Here is a 16,659-nt window from a genome sequence, read left to right as displayed (position 1 = left end):
ACATGCCGTGATCATAGAGGATCCGGCGGATGCGGCCATAGGGCAATTGCGATCGCGTCGGGGCGCCGAACGCGTCAGGGCTGACGGCCCGGCCCGGTCAGGCGGGCGACGCGTCTAGGCTTCGACGAGTTCGGGCAAGACCGTGCGGAAATAGGCGATCGTGCGCGCGAGCCCCTCTTCGAGAGCGATCGAGGGTTCCCAGTTCAGCTGGGCCCGGGCCTTTGCAATATCGGGCTGGCGCTGTTTCGGGTCGTCGACGGGCAGGGGACGTTCGACCAGTTCCGATTTCGAGCCCGTCATGGCGATGGTCTTTTCGGCCAGTTCGCGAATGGTGAACTCGCCCGGGTTGCCGAGGTTGATCGGCCCGGCGACGGCGCTGTCGGTGTCCATCAGCCGGATGAAGCCTTCCACCAGATCGTCGACATAACAAAACGAGCGCGTCTGCTGGCCGTTGCCGTAGATGGTGATCGGTTCACCGCGCAGCGCCTGGACTATGAAGTTCGACACCACCCGGCCGTCGGCGTGATGCATGCGCGGCCCGTAGGTGTTGAAGATCCGCGCCACCTTGATCTCGGTGCCGTGCTGGCGATGGTAATCGAAGAACAGCGTTTCGGCGCAGCGCTTGCCCTCGTCATAGCAGGAGCGCGGGCCGATGGGGTTCACATTGCCCCAGTACTCCTCGGGCTGCGGATGGACGCTGGGGTCGCCATAGACCTCGCTGGTCGAGGCCTGGAACACCTTGCACTTCAGTCGCTTGGCAAGCCCCAGCATGTTGATGGCGCCATGCACCGAGGTCTTGGTCGTCTGCACCGGGTCGTGCTGGTAATGGATGGGCGAGGCCGGGCAGGCGAGGTTGTAGATCTCGTCGACCTCAACAAACAGCGGAAAGGTGACGTCATGGCGCATGAACTCGAACCGCGTATGGCCATGCAGGTGCTCGATATTGCGCTTCGAGCCGGTGAACAGATTGTCCGCACAGATCACCTCATGACCTTGCTCCAGCAGGCGGTCGATCAGGTGTGAGCCAATGAAACCCGCGCCACCCGTCACCAGAATGCGTTTCCGGCTATCGTAAAGTCTCGCCAATGGCGTTCTCCAAAGCGGCAATTTCTGCATATGCTGCGCCAGCACAAGCCAAATATTGCTGCACGCGAATGGCGAAGCTTTTCAGCTTCGCTGCCCAGTTTGGCAAGCCTTAGCTCGCCATACAAGCGCGCGCTCTGCGGCTTGCACTATGGCTGTCTCTCCCGCGTCTAAGAGAGCCAGCAACGTGGTCGCGTAGGTTTGGTTTTAGTCGTCCGGTTGGGGCATCTCCGTCTGTGCGCCGGTGGCGTCCCGGCGCCTCTTCGCGCGATCGGAATCACAGCCGTAACCGGTGGATCGCCGGCGGCTGGGCGTGCGCGCCGGCGATGTCTTGCGTCGGGTGCGGTCAGACCGCGGAGATCGCGAGGCCCTCGGCGTCGAACAGCACCGCCTTGTTGGGGGCGGGGTCGAGCGTCAGGGTCTGGCCGAGCGTCACTTTGAAGTCGCCGTCGAGGCCGACGATCAGGGTCTTGCCCGAGGCCAGCTCGAGATTGACATAGGTCTCGTTGCCGAGGTTCTCGACCAGCGTGACGGTGCCGGTGATGGTGCCGTTTTCGGCGGGCACCAGTTGATGCGGGCGGATGCCCAGGGTCAGCTTGTCGCCGGCGTTTAGGCCGTCCGAGACGCGGGCAAGAGAGATTTTCGTCATGTTGGGGCCGGAGACGGTGACAGTGCCGCCCGCGGCCTCGACGACCTCGACCTCAATGAAGTTCATCTTCGGCGAGCCGATGAAGCCCGCGACGAACAGGTTCGCCGGCGTGTGATAGAGATCGAGCGGCGAGCCGACCTGCTGCACCACGCCACCGTTCAGCACGACGATCTTGTCGGCCAGGGTCATGGCCTCGACCTGATCGTGGGTGACGTAGATCATCGTTGCGCCGAGATCCTGATGGAGCTTGGAAATCTCCATGCGCATGTCCATGCGCAGCGAGGCATCGAGGTTACTCAGCGGCTCGTCGAACAGGAAGACCTCGGGCTCGCGCACGATGGCGCGGCCAATGGCGACGCGCTGGCGCTGGCCGCCCGACAACTGCGCTGGCTTGCGGTCGAGCAGGGGTTCCATCTGCAGGATGCGCGCGGCTTCGCGGATCTTTTTGTCCCGCACATCCTTCGGCGTCTTTTTCAGCCGCAGCCCGAACCCGACATTGTCGTAGACGGTCATGTGCGGATAGAGCGCGTAGGACTGGAACACCATGGCGACGCCGCGGTCGCGCGGCTGCACGGTGTTGACCACGGTGTCGCCGATCTTCAGCTCACCGGAGCTGATGTCTTCAAGCCCCGCGATCATCCGCAGCAGGGTGGACTTGCCACAGCCGGAGGGGCCGACGAAGACAACGAATTCACCGTGCTCGATCTCAAGGTCCACACCCTTGATGACTTCGACCTTGCCATAGGTCTTGTGCAGGTTCTTTAGGCTCAATCCAGCCATGGGAATCTCCTTTTGCGCACGCGGGCCTAGACCCTGGCGCCGGGGGGAAGCTTGTCGAGTTCGGTGTGCAGCAGCCCGTCGGCGTCGACGCGCACCGGGATGGGATCGGAGACCTGGCCGATGAACGAACCGTCCGCCGCGTCATGCAAAAAGCCCATGAACACCAACCCGTTGTCGGTTTCGACGATCTTGCCGGCATAGCGGCTGCCCTGGGCGCCGTCGAAGAACGGGCCGGGGGCGACCTCCCAGGGGCCCATCGGATCGTCGGCCATCAGATAATGCGTGCCGCGCACCGGCGGCTCGGGGTTGAAGGCCTTGTAGGCTTCGGACCAGTGGCTGCCGTCGGTGCAGAACAGCATGTACCACTTGCCGTTGACCTCGAAGACCTGGGGCACTTCCATCTGGCCGAACATGCCGCCGGTGTAGACGGGCGGCTGCAGCGTCCAGGTGTTGAGGTCGGGCGAGGTGGCAAAACCGATGGTGCCGCCGGCATTGGGTTCTGCGACGCCGGGGCGGCGGGCGACCATATACATTACCCAGCCGTCGCCCTTGGGGTTCTTCATCACCCAGGGGTCGCGGAAGGCGCGGTCGTGCCAGTGTCCGGGGGTGAACTCCTCGTAATCGGGGCCCGAGATATCGAGCGCCAGGCCATTGCCGACGCGGGTCCAGTTGTGGCCGTCGGTCGAGGTGGCGTGGCCGATGCGCTGCTTCATGCCGGCTTCGGCGTGTTCGGTGCCGGTATAGAACAGGTGCCACAGCCCATCGTCATCGCGCAGCGTCGAGCCGGTCCAGGTGGTCCAGTCGTCCCAGGCGGTCGGTGCAGCCGGCGCGAAGGTGGTGCCCAGATGCGTCCAGTTGATCAGGTCCTTCGACACCGCATGACCCTGCGTCACGTTGCGGTGGCGCATCTCGGGGTCGGGCAGCGTGTTGTCGGCCTGCAGGAAATAGACGTGGTAGTCATCGCCGTCGCGATACAGCCAGAAGTCCCAGATCCACTTGTCTTTCAGAGCGAGAACCAAAGTCGTGTCTTTCTATCGTTTTAGGCGTCAGCCCTTGATGCCGGTCGAGGCGATCGAGCTGATGAAGGCGCGCTGGAGGAAGAGGTAGAAGGCCAGAACGGGCAGGGTGATCATGGACAAATAGGCCATGACTTCGCCCCAGGCCGTGTTGAGCTGGAAGAAATATTGCAGGCCCACCATGACCGGGCGGAACTGCTCGGACTGGGTGACCATCAGCGGCCACAGGTACTGGTTGTACATGGCGAGGAATTTGAGGATCGCCGCGGTGGCGAACACCGGGCCGGAGATCGGCACGATGACCATGGAATAGACCTCGAACCAGCTGGCGCCATCGAGGCGGGCGGCTTCGATCAGGTCCTTGGGCAGGTCGCGGAAGAACTGCACGAACAAAAAGATCGTCAGCGCATCGGCGAGGAAGGGCACGATCTGCACGTGATAGCTGTTGAGCCAGCCCCAGGTGATCCCCTCGGGGCCGATCCAGGGCAGGGAGTTGACCACCATCAGCATCGGCACGGCGATGGTCTCGAACGGCACGATCAGCGTCGCGATGATGATCGAGAGCACAATGTTCTTGCCGCGGAACTCGAGGAAGACGAAGGCGAAGGCGGCCATCGAGCACAGGAACAGCGAGCCGACCACCGTCACCACGGTGACGAGGATCGAGTTGAAGACGAACTGCGCCACGGGCGCGCGCTGGAAGGCGTCGAAATAATTGTCGAGCGAGATGTCGCCCACCGGCAGGAAGGCCCGGATCGAGGCGGTGTCACGCAGCAATTGCAGGTCGGGCTTGAGCGAGCTCACCACCATGAAGACGATGGGAAACACGAAGACCAGCGCCACCAGCACCAGCAGCAGGTATTTCATGCTGGTCTTCAGGCGTTGGTTGGGCGAGGTGACAGCAGCCATTTCTCAGCGCTCCCGGGTGATGTAGCGCTGGATCAGCGAGATCGACAGCACGAGCAGGAACAGCAGCACCGAGATGGCGGAGCCACCGGCAATGTTCTGCTGCTCGTAACCGCGCGTCACGGCCTGGAAGACCAGCGTCTGGGTTGAATCGAGCGGACCGCCATTGGTCATGACGTCGATCTGCGAAAACAGGGCAAAGGCCTGCATGGTGATAACCACGAGGATCAGCACCGCGGTGTTGCGTAGGCCCGGCCAGGTGACGAAGCGAAACTTCTGCCAGGTGTTGGCGCCTTCGATGTCGGCGGCTTCGTACAGCGTCGCAGGGATGTTCTGCAGCCCGGCGAGCCAGATCACCATGTGAAAGCCCACGGCCTGCCAGATCGACATGGCCATGATCGCGCCCATGGCGGTATCGGGGTTGCCGAGCCAGTCCACCGGCTTGAACGCGCCGAAGGTGACGAACTCCAGCAGGTTGTTCAGCAGCCCGCTGTTGCCGTCATAAATGAAGCGCCAGAGCAGCGAGACGACGACGATCGAGACCACGACCGGCATGAAATAGATGGTGCGGAAGACGTTTATGCCGCGCAGTTTCTGATTGATCATCAGCGCCAGCAGCAGCGCGATCGAGGCCTGCACCGGCGCTACGACGATCACGAAGAACAGGGTGTTGGTCAGCGCCTTCATGAACACGAGGTCGCGCGCCAGCACCAGAACCTTGCTGTCGCCCCAGTCCCAGCTGAACCACTCGCGCATGCCGTTGAGGTGCTGGTAATCGGGGTTGTTGCGGGTGAAATTTCGCACCCGCGGATAGCTCAGCTCGCCATCATCCGCGACGATCAGGCTGCCGTCCTCGGCGCGCTCGGGCTCCAGCACCAGCGTGCCGACGCCGAGCAGCTGCTCGAAATTGGAGGTGCCGACGAATTCGGTCGGATTGGGCGAGATCAGCCGCTGGTTGGTGAAGGAGAACCAGAAGGCCAGAAGGAACGGCACGATCAGGAACAGGGTGATCAGCATGAGCGCTGGGCCGCTCATCAGCCATCCGGCCAATGTGTGGGTCTGCAGCGATTTTGTCTTTTGCGAGCGCATGTCGGTTTGCCTTGAAGACGTGCCTTTTGGAACGTGCCGGAAAGCCGGCCCGGAGTGTTCCGGGCCGGCCGTGCTTGGGAGGAGGTCGTTACTGCGCGACGGCGTAGTCGTTGTTGCGCGCGATATCGTCGTTGATCGCGTCGGTCGCCGCGTCGAGGGCGTCGACCACGTCGGCGCCATTGGCGATGTCGGAGAGCGCCTTGCGGAACTCGAGCGCCTCGAAGACATAGCCCGGGGTCACCGGACGCAGCATGGCCTGCTCTTCGGACAGGGCATAGAAGACCTCGAGCGGGCCGCCCGGCGCGTAGTTCTTGGTCATCGCGGCGGCTTCTTCGGTCGCCGGGATCAGGCCGATGCCGTCAGAGAAGGCGGCCAGATATTTCGGCTGCAGGGCGAACTCGATGAAGGCGCTGGCGCCTTCGGGATGCTCGGAAGTCGACGCAACGCCGAACTGCCAGGAGGCGCCGCCGATCTTGGGGCCATTGCCGAAATCGGGGGCCGGCAGGAACAGCACGTCATCACCGAGTGCGTCGAGCGTCTTCACGGCGACCCAGTTGCCGTTCCACTGCAGGGCGTAGTCGCCGTCGATGAAGCCGGTCTCGTGATCGGCCATGTCCTGGCTGGTGCCGGGGACATAGTCGTTCTCGAACAGGCTCTGCCACCACTCGCCGAATTCGACGGCCGCATCGCCGTTCAGGGCGCCTTCGGCGGTCGTATAGGTCGAGCGGTCGACGAGGTCACCGCCGAAGCTCCACAGGAAGGGGGCGAAGGCATAGGGGTACCATTCACCCTGGTCGGCCATGCCCAGGTTCAGCGGATATTCGAACTCGCCGCTTTCCTTGAGTTTGGCAAGGATTTCGTTGAATTCGTCCTTGGTCCAGGGATTGTCGAGGGTCGGCACACGGATGTCGTACTTCTCGAGCGTCGATTTGCGCGCATACATGGCGACCGCCGCGTCCCACAGGCCGACGGAATAGACCTCACCATTGTACTTGCCGATGGCGCCGGGCAGGAAGCCGTCGAGCGTGCCTTCGGACAGCTCCAGCGGCTGCATGTAGCCGGCCCAGGCCCAGTTCGGCATCACCGGGCCGTCGACGTCGATGATGTCGGGCAGGTTACCCGAAACCGCGGCGGCGACGACGGAGTCGTTATAGGCGGCCTGCGGGAATTCCTGCAGCGAGACCTTCCAGTCGTCCTGCGAGGCATTGAAGTCGTCGATGATGCCGACGATCAGCTCACGTTCAACCGAGCTGCCGGCACCGTGGTACCACATGGTCAGGTCGGTCTGGGCGAGGGCGGTGCCGCTCAGGGCGGTGCTGAGCGCCAGGGCGCCAGCGAGTGTGATCAGAGATTTCATGAGTCTCTCCTCCGTTGGTGGATAGGGGTGACATTGGTGTCACGCGGTTCGACGCTTTCGCGCCATGCGACCGGAGCCGAGACCAGTTCCTGGCTGGGCTCATTCGGTTTGGTGGTGCCCGAGATCAGGCGCATCAGCTTTTCGGCGGCGCGGGCACCCATGGTGCCGTAAGGCAGCTCTGCGCTGGTGAGGCCCGGATGCAGATATTCGGCGATCATGCGGTAATCGTCGTATCCGGCGACGCTGATCTCGCGGGGAATGTTGAGGCCGCGCTCGCGCAGCAGGCCGTAGACCCGCATCGCCATCTTGTCGTTGGCGCAGCAGATGACGGTCGGCGGGTTGTCGATCTTGAACATCCGATCGAGCGCATCCCACAGCAGGTCGTATTCATGGGCGGCGTCGCTGAGCGCGCCGGTCTGCACGAGACCATCGTCAAAGGGCAGGCCGTGCTCTGCGAGCGCCCGGCGATAGCCGGCGGTGCGCAGCGGCTGCGCGGCCTGCCGCTCGGGCAGGGTGAGAAAGCCGATGCGGTGATGGCCGCGGCGGATCAGCCCGTCGACCAGTTGGTACTGGCCGGCTTCGTCATCCGGCAGCACGCAGGGGGTGCCGTGGTGGTCGAAGCAGTTGACCAGCACCATCTTGGTCTCGCCGAGATTGGCGGGCAGGCGCACTTCCTGATGGTACTCGGCGACGTAGAGCACGCCTTCGACGCGGTGTTCGCGGAAGGTGGTCAGTAGTTCCGGCGCGCGTTCGGCATGACCACCGGTATCGGCGATCAGCAGCGTCATGTTGTGTTCGGCAAAGACCCGCTGGGCGCCCTGCACGAGATAGATTTCCGGCAGGCCGCTGACTTCAGTATGCGGTGAGGTGCTGATGGCGCCGGTAATCATGCCCACAAGGCCGGAGCGCTGCGAGCGCATCGTGCGCGCTGCGCTGGACGGCACGTAGTTCAGATCTTCCATCGCGGCGTGGACGGCGTCCCGGGTCTTGGCATTGACCATGGCGGCGCCGTTCAGAACCCGACTGACGGTTTTGGGTGATACGCCTGCAACCCGCGCAACATCATAGATGGTAGCCATTCAGATCCTCCGCATGCGCCCTCCGATGGCCTGTTTTGCCGCCATCTCATGCGATGGCGTGGCCTTTCCGGTCGGGCGCAGGATGTCGTGTCGGTTTATGACACCGGTGTCATGACATCGGTGTCATACATATCAAGAGTCCCGATCTTGTCAATCTCGCGGTGAAATCGCGGCCCCATCTTGCCGTCTCTCATCGTCGCTATTACGAGAGGTCAACGCAGCGCGAAACACCATAATATCGAGGCGTTTCCGCGACTTGGCTCAGACACCTGCGACACTTATCCCCACCCGGTACGCCGCATGGGATACTCGTCCTGTCCGCGCACCGAAGCGAGATCATGACGAGTGGTTGGCGCGCGGAGACCGGGTGATGCGGGGGTCGCCTTGCATCAGGCCAAAAGCACGTCGGCATGGTCCGGTTCGCCGGACAAGCCGCTGGCACGCCGCGCATGGCAGGATGCTGGCCATGCGGGGAGGACGAGCTGCCCGGCATCGGGCGGTGGGGGAAAGCGATCGGCCGGTTAATCCGGGGATCGCGGAAGCCCGGTTCTCCGGCGATGCGGCACGGGATGCACCCGGGCTCACGTGCCATAAGCCCAAAACCCCGGCCGGCCGGCGAGGCGTGCACCTCAGCCTATCATTTGCGGACGACCGCATCGGGGCAATCGCCTCGCTGGCCCCGCTACCGCAAGCGCGCAAATCCGGGGCCGATGGGGCCGTCGGACATCTCGGCATGCCAAGTTGAATCTTGCGCCGCCAGTGCCGGCAATTTTGAACCATTTGCACCGGCAGGCGTTCATTCGGAGTGACTTGCAGCACACGGGCTGCGTTTTGATCGCGTCATCTTGTTATGCTTGTCTCGTCGAGTGTCACGCAAACCCGAGCCGATTGGCATCGTAGCCGCGAAGCACTGGGCACCGTCAAAATTGGACACAGGTGTGATTGCGCCTATGCTCAATTTCCGACCATCTCACGGGGGCGCTGAAAATATGATCAAATCTGGCGAGAAGACGAGCACGGTACGCACCGCGGTCAGCGTGACAACCGCGCCGCCCAAGAGCCAAGACAATTCGGCCTCCGAGGACTTGCTGCGCCGTCTGGCCGCCAATCGCGTGGCGATCGAGGGTATCGAGCCCGAGATCGATGGCGGGCGGTTCCCGGCGAAGAGCGTCGTCGGTGCGCCTTTCATCGTCAGCGCCGATGTGTTCGGCGACGGGCACGACAGCATTGCCGCAGCGGTGCGATATAGGGCTCGCGGCACCGAACGCTGGAGCGAGGTGCCGCTCGAATTCGTTGTCAATGACCGCTGGCAGGCCACTCTGCAGTTCACTGAAAACCGCATGTATGAGTTCACCGTCATCGCCTGGCGGGATCTGTTCGCGACCTGGAGCAAGGACACCGCGAAAAAGTTCGCCGCCGGCCAGAAGATTTCGCTCGAAGTCGAAGAGGGGCGCCTGCTGATCGAGGCGGCCGAGGCGCAACTGCGCAGCTCCGGTGCGAAGAGCGAAGCCGGCGCGCTGGCCGATCTGATCGCCAGGTGCAAAGCCGCCGAGTCCGATCAGGATGCTTTGGCCCTGCTCAGTTCAGACGCCACGGCAGAGCTGATGCGCCAGCATGGCGTGCGCACCAATCTCAGCCATTATGAGCGCATCCTCGAGGTTTTCGTTGATCGCAAGGCCGCTGCGTTCAGCGCCTGGTATGAGATGTTCCCGCGCTCGCAGTCCGGCGATGTCAACCGTCACGGCACCTTCGACGATGTCATCGACAAGCTCGGATACGTCCGCGATCTCGGCTTCGACGTGCTCTATTTCCCGCCGATCCACCCGATCGGCAAGACCAACCGCAAGGGCCCGAACAATACGCTGAGCCCGGGGCCGGACGATCCCGGTAGCCCCTATGCCATCGGCTCGGAAGCGGGCGGCCACGACGCCATACATCCCGAACTCGGCACGTTCGACGATTTCGACCGGCTAGTCGCCGCCGCCGCCGACCACGGGCTGGAGATCGCGCTCGATATCGCCATCAACGCCTCGCCCGACCATCCGTGGATCAAGCAGCATCCGGAATGGTTCGACTGGCGGCCCGACGGCACGATCAAATTCGCTGAAAACCCGCCGAAGAAATACGAGGACATCGTCAACGTCCATTACTACCGCGACGCGATCCCGGGCCTGTGGCACGCGCTGCGCGACGTGGTGCTATTGTGGGCGCGGCACGGTGTGCGGATGTTCCGGGTCGACAACCCGCATACCAAGCCCTTCCCGTTCTGGGAGTGGCTGATTGCCGAGGTGCACGAGGAATTCCCCGATGCGGTGTTCCTCGCCGAGGCCTTTACGCGCCCCAAGGTGATGAAGCGGCTCGCGAAGGTCGGCTTTTCGCAGAGCTATTCCTACTTCACCTGGCGCAATTCGAAGTGGGAGATCGAGCAGTATCTCACCGAGCTCACCACCGAAGAATGCAAGCACTACATGCGGCCGAACTTTTTCGCCAACACGCCGGACATCAACCCGATCTATCTGCAGTACAGCGGCCGCCCGGGATTCCAGATCCGGCTGATCCTCGCGGCGACGCTGGGCGGCAATTACGGCATCTACAACGGCTTCGAAATCTCCGAAGCCGCCGCGCTGCCGGGCAAGGAAGAATATCTCGACTCCGAGAAGTTCCAGCTGCGCAGCTGGGATTTCGACCAGCCGGACAACATCAAGTGGGACATCCAGTTCCTCAACCGGCTGCGCCAGGAGCATCGGGCGCTGCATGATTTCACCAGCCTGCAGTTCTACAACGCCGACAATCCGCAGATCCTTGCCTACGGCAAACGCACGCCCGATCTCGACGACTTCTTGCTGTTCCACGTCTGTCTCGATCCGCACAGCGCCCAGCAGACGACGTTTGAAGTCCCGCTGTGGGAATTCGGCCTGCCCGATGACGGCTCGATCGAGGTCGAGGACATGGTCACCGGACACCGCTTCCGCTGGTACGGCAAGACGCAGACGCTGCGTCTCGACCCCTATTACAAGCCCTATGCAATCTGGCGCCTGGTGCGCCCCGGAGTTTCCGACTGATGGACAAGCTGCTCAAAGACACTCCGGACACCGCCAGCAAGGCCCGCGCCTCGCGCACCGACGGCATCATCGATCGCTCCGATACCCAATGGTATCGCGACGCCATCATCTACCAGCTGCACGTCAAGGCGTTCCAGGACGCCAATGGCGACGGCATCGGTGACTTCAAGGGGCTGATGCAGCGCCTCGATCACGTGCAGAACCTCGGCGCGACGGCGATCTGGCTGATGCCGTTCTATCCTTCGCCGCTGCGCGACGATGGCTATGACATTTCCGACTATCGCTCGATCAATCCCGCCTATGGCTCGATGAAAGACTTCAAGGCCTGCGTCGTCGAGGCCCACAAGCGCGGGCTGCGGGTCATCACCGAGCTGGTCATCAACCACACATCCGACCAGCATCCGTGGTTCCAGAAGGCGCGGAAAGCGAAGCCCGGTTCGGCGGCGCGCGACTTTTACGTGTGGAGCGACACCGACACCAAGTTCCCCGAGACCCGGATCATCTTCACCGATACCGAAAAGTCCAACTGGACCTGGGATGCCGAGGCCGGCGCCTATTACTGGCACCGCTTCTATTCGCACCAGCCCGACCTGAACTTCGACAATCCGCGCGTCATCGAGGAAGTGCTCAAGGTCATGCGCATGTGGCTCGACATGGGGGTCGACGGGCTGCGGCTCGACGCCATTCCCTATCTGGTCGAGCGCGAGGGCACCAACAACGAGAATCTGCCCGAAACCCACGACGTGCTGAAGGTCATCCGGGCCGAGCTCGACAAGGGCTATCCGGATCGCATGCTGCTCGCCGAGGCCAATCAGTGGCCCGAAGACACCCGCCCCTATTTCGGCGAGGGCGACGAGTGCCACATGGGCTTCCACTTTCCGCTGATGCCGCGCATGTACATGTCGCTGGCCCAGGAAGACCGGCACCCGATCACCGACATCATCCGCCAGACGCCGGAGATCCCGGACGGCTGCCAGTGGGGCATCTTCCTGCGCAACCATGACGAGCTGACGCTCGAAATGGTGACCGACCAGGAGCGCGATTACCTGTGGAGCACGTATGCCGCAGATCGCCGCGCGCGCATCAATCTCGGCATCCGCCGGCGCCTCGCGCCGCTGATGCAGAACGACCGGCGCAAGATCGAATTGTTGAACTCGCTGCTGCTCTCCATGCCCGGTACGCCGATCATGTATTACGGCGACGAAATCGGCATGGGCGACAATTACTATCTCGGCGACCGCGACGGTGTGCGCACGCCGATGCAGTGGTCGGCCGACCGGAACGCCGATTTCTCTCGCGCCAATCCGCAGCAGCTCTACCTGCCGACGATCCAGGATCCGGTCTACGGCTTCCAGGCGATCAATGTCGAAACCCAGCAGGGCGACCCGTCCTCGCTGCTCAACTGGATGCGGCGGATGATCTCCGTGCGCAAGCAACACCCCGCCTTCGGCCGGGGCGAGATGACGCTGCTCTATCCGCGCAACCGCAAAGTGCTGGCCTATGTGCGCGAACTCGAGGGCGAGCGTGTTCTGTGTGTCGCCAACCTGTCCCGAAGCGCCCAGGCGGTCGAGATCGACCTGTCGCGGTTCAAGGGCACGGTACCTGTCGAACTCACCGGCCGGTCGGTCTTTCCGCCCATCGGCGACCTGCCATACCTCGTCACCCTGCCGGCCTTCGGCTTTTTCTGGTTCCTTTTGACCGACGACGAGCAGGGGCCGGAGTGGCACGAGGAGATGCCAGAGATGCTCCCCGAATTCATCACGCTCACGACCCGTGACGGCTCCGTCATGACGGCGCTGACCGGACGCGAGAAAAAACAGCTCGAAGCCGATGTGCTGCCGCAGTTCCTGCCGCTGCAGCGCTGGTTCGGCGCCAAGGACGACGCGATCGAAAGCGTCACGCTGACGCCTCTGGCCGAGCTGATCAAATCCGAGCACGCGCTGGCGGTGATCGACGTCGCCGTCGCGGGTGAAACGCAGCGCTATCTGCTGCCGTTTTCGGCACGCTGGGGCGAGGAAAACTTGCAGATGGGTGCACCCAAGCTCAGCTATACGCTGGCCAAAGTGCGCCGCAACGCCAAGGTCGGCGCGCTGATCGATGGTGTCTTCGATGAGCAGTTGGCGGCTGCGCTCATCACCAAGCTGCGCGAGGGCGGCAGCGTTTCCGCGACCGGTGGCGAAGTCGTGTTCGAAAGCGGCTCGCTATTGGCCGATATCGACGAGGATCTGGGCGAGCCGCGGCCGCTCGGCGTCGAGCAATCCAATGTGTCGATCGCTTATGGCGACAAGATCATCCTCAAGCTTTATCGCCGACTGCGGGTCGGCGAGCAGCCCGATGTCGAGGTGGCGCGTTTCCTTACCGAAGTGGCGAACTTTGAGAACACTCCGGCGTTTCTCGGCGCCATCGAATATCGCCAGAGCGACGCGGAGCCGACAACGCTCGCCGCCGCCTTTGCCTTCGTCCCCAATCAGGGCGATGCGTGGAGCGTCATCACCGACGCGCTGCTGCTCGATCTCGAACAGCAGGTCCTGCAGCAGCAGGAAACCGCAGAGCCGTCCGACGAGCAGGACAGTGAGTCCTTCGGCTACCTGCTCGACATGGGCGGGCTCCTGGGCAAGCGCACCGCAGAACTGCACAGCGCGTTGGCGACGCCGAGCGACGATCCGGATTTCGCCGTCGAAGAACTGACGCCAGAGACGGTGAAGGCCTGGTCGGAAGAAACCCAGGCCGAAGCCGCCGAGATGCTGAAGCGTCTGAAGGCGGGTCGCGACAAGCTGTCTGCCGAAGCGCAGGAACTCGTCGATGCTGTCGTCGAACACAAGAGCGCGCTCACCGAGCGGCTGAAGGCGGCAACCAAGCTCAAGCCGACCGGAAAGATGTCGCGCATCCATGGCGACTATCATCTCGGTCAGGTGCTGGTGGCGCAAAGCGATGTGATGATCATCGACTTCGAGGGCGAGCCCAAGCGCAGCCTCGCAGAGCGCCGGGCGAAATCCTCGCCGCTGCGCGATGTGGCCGGCATGCTGCGCTCGTTCGACTACGCCGCCTATACCGCACTCAACCGTCTCGAGGCGATGAGTGGCACCGCCGATGAGGCGAGCGCCGCGCGCGTTGAGACGTGGCGGCAGAAGGTGTGCGATGACTTCATGGCTGCCTATCGGGAACATTTCGATGGCGACGCCGCTTCTTCACCAACCGACGCCTTTACCGAAGCGCTGACCGACCTGCTGATCCTGCAAAAGGCGATCTATGAGGTCGGCTACGAACTGGCCAACCGGCCGGACTGGGTGGACATCCCGCTCAGGGGTATCCGCGACCTACTCACACGAGAAGGCAAATCATGACCCCAGCGACACAGAAGATGGCAAAACCGGATCCCGGTCCCGCCGCCTATGCCTCCGATGTCGAGGCGATCGTCGCCGGTCGGCACGGCAATCCATTCGTCGTGCTCGGCATGCAGGGTGGCGACGGCGCCCCAGTGGCAGTCAATACGTTCACGCCGCAGGCGACCGATATCGAGGTGATCGACACCAAGACCGGCGAAGTGGCGGCGCGGCTCGTCCGCATCCATCCCGAGGGCTTTTTCTCGGGCTATATCGGCGATCGCACCGAACGGTTCGCCTACAAGCTGCGACTGACCTCCGGCGCCGATAGCTGGGTCATCGACGACCCCTACAGCTTCCCCGGCATCCTGGGTGAGCTCGACGAATATCTGCTCGGCGAAGGCAAGCACCGCGACCAGTATGAAAAGCTCGGCGCGCATCCGATGGCCCTCGCGGGTGTCGAGGGCGTCGCCTTTTCCGTCTGGGCGCCGAACGCCCAGCGCGTCAGCGTCGTCGGCGATTTCAATGCCTGGGACGGGCGGCGGCACCCCATGCGCAAGCGCATCGGCGTCGGCGTGTGGGAACTGTTCGTGCCGGCGCTGGAAAGCGGCATAACCTATAAATACGAAGTCATCGGCGCGCATGGCGAGCGCCTGCCGCTGAAAGCCGACCCGGTCTCCTTTTATCAGGAGCAGGCGCCGGCCACGGCGTCCATCGTGCATGGCTTGCCCAAGCAGGAGTGGAACGACTCCAATTGGATCGAGAGCCGCAAGGATCGGCAGTCGCTGTCGGCGCCGATGTCGATCTACGAGCTGCATCTGGGCTCGTGGCGCACCGGCGGCAATGCCGAGGTGCTCGACTACAATGCGATCGCCGACCAGCTGATCCCCTATGTCCAGGAAATGGGCTTCACCCATGTCGAAATGATGCCGGTTACCGAGCATCCCTTCGCCGGGTCATGGGGCTATCAGCCGATCGGGCTGTTCGCGCCGACCAGCCGTTTCGGCTCGCCGGAGGACTTCGCCAAGCTGGTGGACCGTCTGCATCAGGCCGATATCGGTGTCATCATGGATTGGGTGCCGGCGCATTTCCCGTCCGACGCCCATGGTCTGGTGCGCTTCGATGGCACGGCGCTCTACGAGCACGAGGATCCGCGGCTCGGCTACCACAATGACTGGAACACGCTGATCTATAATTTCGGGCGCAACGAGGTGCTGAACTTCCTCGTCGCCAATGCGCTGTTCTGGGTCGACCGCTACCACATCGACTGCCTGCGCGTGGATGCCGTCGCCTCGATGATCTATCTCGACTACAGCCGCAAGGAGGGCGAGTGGGTTCCCAATCGCCATGGCGGCCGGGAAAATCTCGAGGCCGTGGCCTTCCTGCGCGAAGCCAATACGCTGCTCTACGAGCGCCACCCCGGCATCCAGACCATTGCCGAGGAATCGACCTCCTGGCCGCAGGTCAGCCGGCCGGTCGACATGGGTGGACTGGGCTTTGGTTACAAGTGGAACATGGGCTGGATGCACGACACGCTGCAGTACATGCAGACCGACCCGATCCACCGCCAATACCACCACGATCAGATGACCTTCGGCCTGGTCTATGCCTTCTCGGAAAACTTCGTCCTGCCGATCAGCCACGACGAGGTGGTGCACGGCAAGGGCTCGATGCTCGGCAAGATGCCGGGGGACCGATGGCAGAAGTTCGCCAACCTGCGCGCCTACTACGGCTTCATGTGGACCCATCCGGGCAAGAAGCTGCTGTTCATGGGCCAGGAGTTCGGCCAGGAGCGCGAGTGGAACCACGATCAGTCGCTCGATTGGCATCTGCTCGACGACCCGATGCATGGCGGGCTGAAATCGCTGGTGCGTGACCTCAATCACCTCTATCGCGACGAGCCGGCGCTGCATGAGCTTGATTGCGATCCGGCGGGGTTCGAGTGGATCGATACCAGCGATGCGGAAAGCAGCGTCTTCGTCTATCTGCGCAAGGGCAAGGACGGCGCACGGCCGGTCGTTGTCGTGTGCAACATGACGCCGGTGGTGCGCAGCGATTATCAGATCGGCGTGCCGGTGGGTGGCAAGTGGCGCGAGCTGCTCAACACCGACTCCGAAATCTATGGCGGCTCGAACGCCGGCAATGGCGGCTATCTCAACGCGCTCGACGAAGGCTGTCACGGTCGCCCGGCGTCGCTGCGCTTGACGCTGCCGCCGCTCGGCACGGTCATTCTCGCCCCCGACGACTGAGCCTCTCCGCTTGCTTATGACGACAGGTCCGTTCCACCATACGGGCCTGTCGATGACGCATTGATA

10 protein-coding genes are annotated in these 16,659 nt (G+C 63.0%); 3 read left to right on the top strand and 7 right to left on the bottom strand.

The annotated features are described in order from the left end of the window. Nucleotides 1-114: 114 nt before the first annotated feature. The 7 genes from ACN0TK_RS14240 to ACN0TK_RS14210 form a co-directional block, all read right to left on the bottom strand. Nucleotides 115-1,116, bottom strand: a complete 1,002-nt coding sequence (locus ACN0TK_RS14240) for a UDP-glucuronic acid decarboxylase family protein (RefSeq protein WP_417310178.1) — start codon at nucleotides 1,114-1,116, stop codon at nucleotides 115-117. Nucleotides 1,117-1,429: 313 nt separating this feature from the next. Next, nucleotides 1,430-2,512: an ABC transporter ATP-binding protein gene (locus ACN0TK_RS14235; RefSeq protein ID WP_417310177.1), complete on the bottom strand. Its 1,083-nt coding sequence runs from the start codon at nucleotides 2,510-2,512 to the stop codon at nucleotides 1,430-1,432. Nucleotides 2,513-2,538: 26 nt separating this feature from the next. Beyond that, nucleotides 2,539-3,531, bottom strand: a complete 993-nt coding sequence (locus tag ACN0TK_RS14230) for a hypothetical protein (protein ID WP_417310176.1) — start codon at nucleotides 3,529-3,531, stop codon at nucleotides 2,539-2,541. A gap of 27 nt (nucleotides 3,532-3,558) precedes the next feature. Next, nucleotides 3,559-4,437: a carbohydrate ABC transporter permease gene (locus tag ACN0TK_RS14225; protein WP_417310175.1), complete on the bottom strand. Its 879-nt coding sequence runs from the start codon at nucleotides 4,435-4,437 to the stop codon at nucleotides 3,559-3,561. Nucleotides 4,438-4,440: 3 nt separating this feature from the next. Further along, nucleotides 4,441-5,469, bottom strand: coding sequence for a carbohydrate ABC transporter permease (locus ACN0TK_RS14220; protein WP_417310174.1), 1,029 nt, complete (start codon nucleotides 5,467-5,469; stop codon nucleotides 4,441-4,443). A 142-nt stretch (nucleotides 5,470-5,611) separates the two neighbouring features. Continuing rightward, complete coding sequence (locus tag ACN0TK_RS14215; protein ID WP_417310173.1) at nucleotides 5,612-6,880, bottom strand: sugar ABC transporter substrate-binding protein; 1,269 nt, start codon at nucleotides 6,878-6,880, stop codon at nucleotides 5,612-5,614. Continuing rightward, nucleotides 6,877-7,959, bottom strand: coding sequence for a LacI family DNA-binding transcriptional regulator (locus tag ACN0TK_RS14210; protein WP_417310172.1), 1,083 nt, complete (start codon nucleotides 7,957-7,959; stop codon nucleotides 6,877-6,879). The genes ACN0TK_RS14215 and ACN0TK_RS14210 overlap by 4 nt, the downstream gene beginning before the upstream one ends. A gap of 989 nt (nucleotides 7,960-8,948) precedes the next feature. On the opposite strand from ACN0TK_RS14210, the gene ACN0TK_RS14205 reads away from it, so the two are divergent. From ACN0TK_RS14205 to glgB, 3 genes are all read left to right on the top strand, one after another. Then, on the top strand, nucleotides 8,949-11,021 hold the full coding sequence (locus ACN0TK_RS14205) for an alpha-1,4-glucan--maltose-1-phosphate maltosyltransferase (RefSeq protein WP_417310171.1): 2,073 nt from the start codon (nucleotides 8,949-8,951) through the stop codon (nucleotides 11,019-11,021). A 65-nt stretch (nucleotides 11,022-11,086) separates the two neighbouring features. Beyond that, nucleotides 11,087-14,365: a maltose alpha-D-glucosyltransferase gene (gene treS / locus ACN0TK_RS14200; RefSeq protein WP_417310197.1), complete on the top strand. Its 3,279-nt coding sequence runs from the start codon at nucleotides 11,087-11,089 to the stop codon at nucleotides 14,363-14,365. After that, the gene (gene glgB / locus ACN0TK_RS14195; protein WP_417310170.1) at nucleotides 14,362-16,593 is read left to right on the top strand and encodes a 1,4-alpha-glucan branching protein GlgB; all 2,232 of its coding nucleotides are present in this window, start codon (nucleotides 14,362-14,364) and stop codon (nucleotides 16,591-16,593) included. Before treS ends, glgB begins: the two co-directional genes overlap by 4 nt. Nucleotides 16,594-16,659 lie beyond the last annotated feature (66 nt).

Source organism: Devosia sp. (genome assembly GCF_048261455.1).
Taxonomy (GTDB): Bacteria; Pseudomonadota; Alphaproteobacteria; order Rhizobiales; family Devosiaceae; genus Devosia_A.
Note: the sequence above shows the minus strand (reverse complement) of the source record. Positions and strands in the feature narration are given on the sequence as shown.

Bases quoted from the DNA above. Each gene is read 5' to 3' on its own strand.
- ACN0TK_RS14225 (WP_417310175.1), bottom strand. From the start codon at position 4,437: ATGGCTGCTGTCACCTCGCCCAACCAACGCCTGAAGACCAGCATGAAA.
- glgB (WP_417310170.1), top strand. From the start codon at position 14,362: ATGACCCCAGCGACACAGAAGATGGCAAAACCGGATCCCGGTCCCGCC.
- ACN0TK_RS14205 (WP_417310171.1), top strand. From the start codon at position 8,949: ATGATCAAATCTGGCGAGAAGACGAGCACGGTACGCACCGCGGTCAGC.
- ACN0TK_RS14240 (WP_417310178.1), bottom strand. From the start codon at position 1,116: ATGCAGAAATTGCCGCTTTGGAGAACGCCATTGGCGAGACTTTACGAT.
- ACN0TK_RS14220 (WP_417310174.1), bottom strand. From the start codon at position 5,469: ATGAGCGGCCCAGCGCTCATGCTGATCACCCTGTTCCTGATCGTGCCG.
- ACN0TK_RS14210 (WP_417310172.1), bottom strand. From the start codon at position 7,959: ATGGCTACCATCTATGATGTTGCGCGGGTTGCAGGCGTATCACCCAAA.
- ACN0TK_RS14215 (WP_417310173.1), bottom strand. From the start codon at position 6,880: ATGAAATCTCTGATCACACTCGCTGGCGCCCTGGCGCTCAGCACCGCC.
- ACN0TK_RS14235 (WP_417310177.1), bottom strand. From the start codon at position 2,512: ATGGCTGGATTGAGCCTAAAGAACCTGCACAAGACCTATGGCAAGGTC.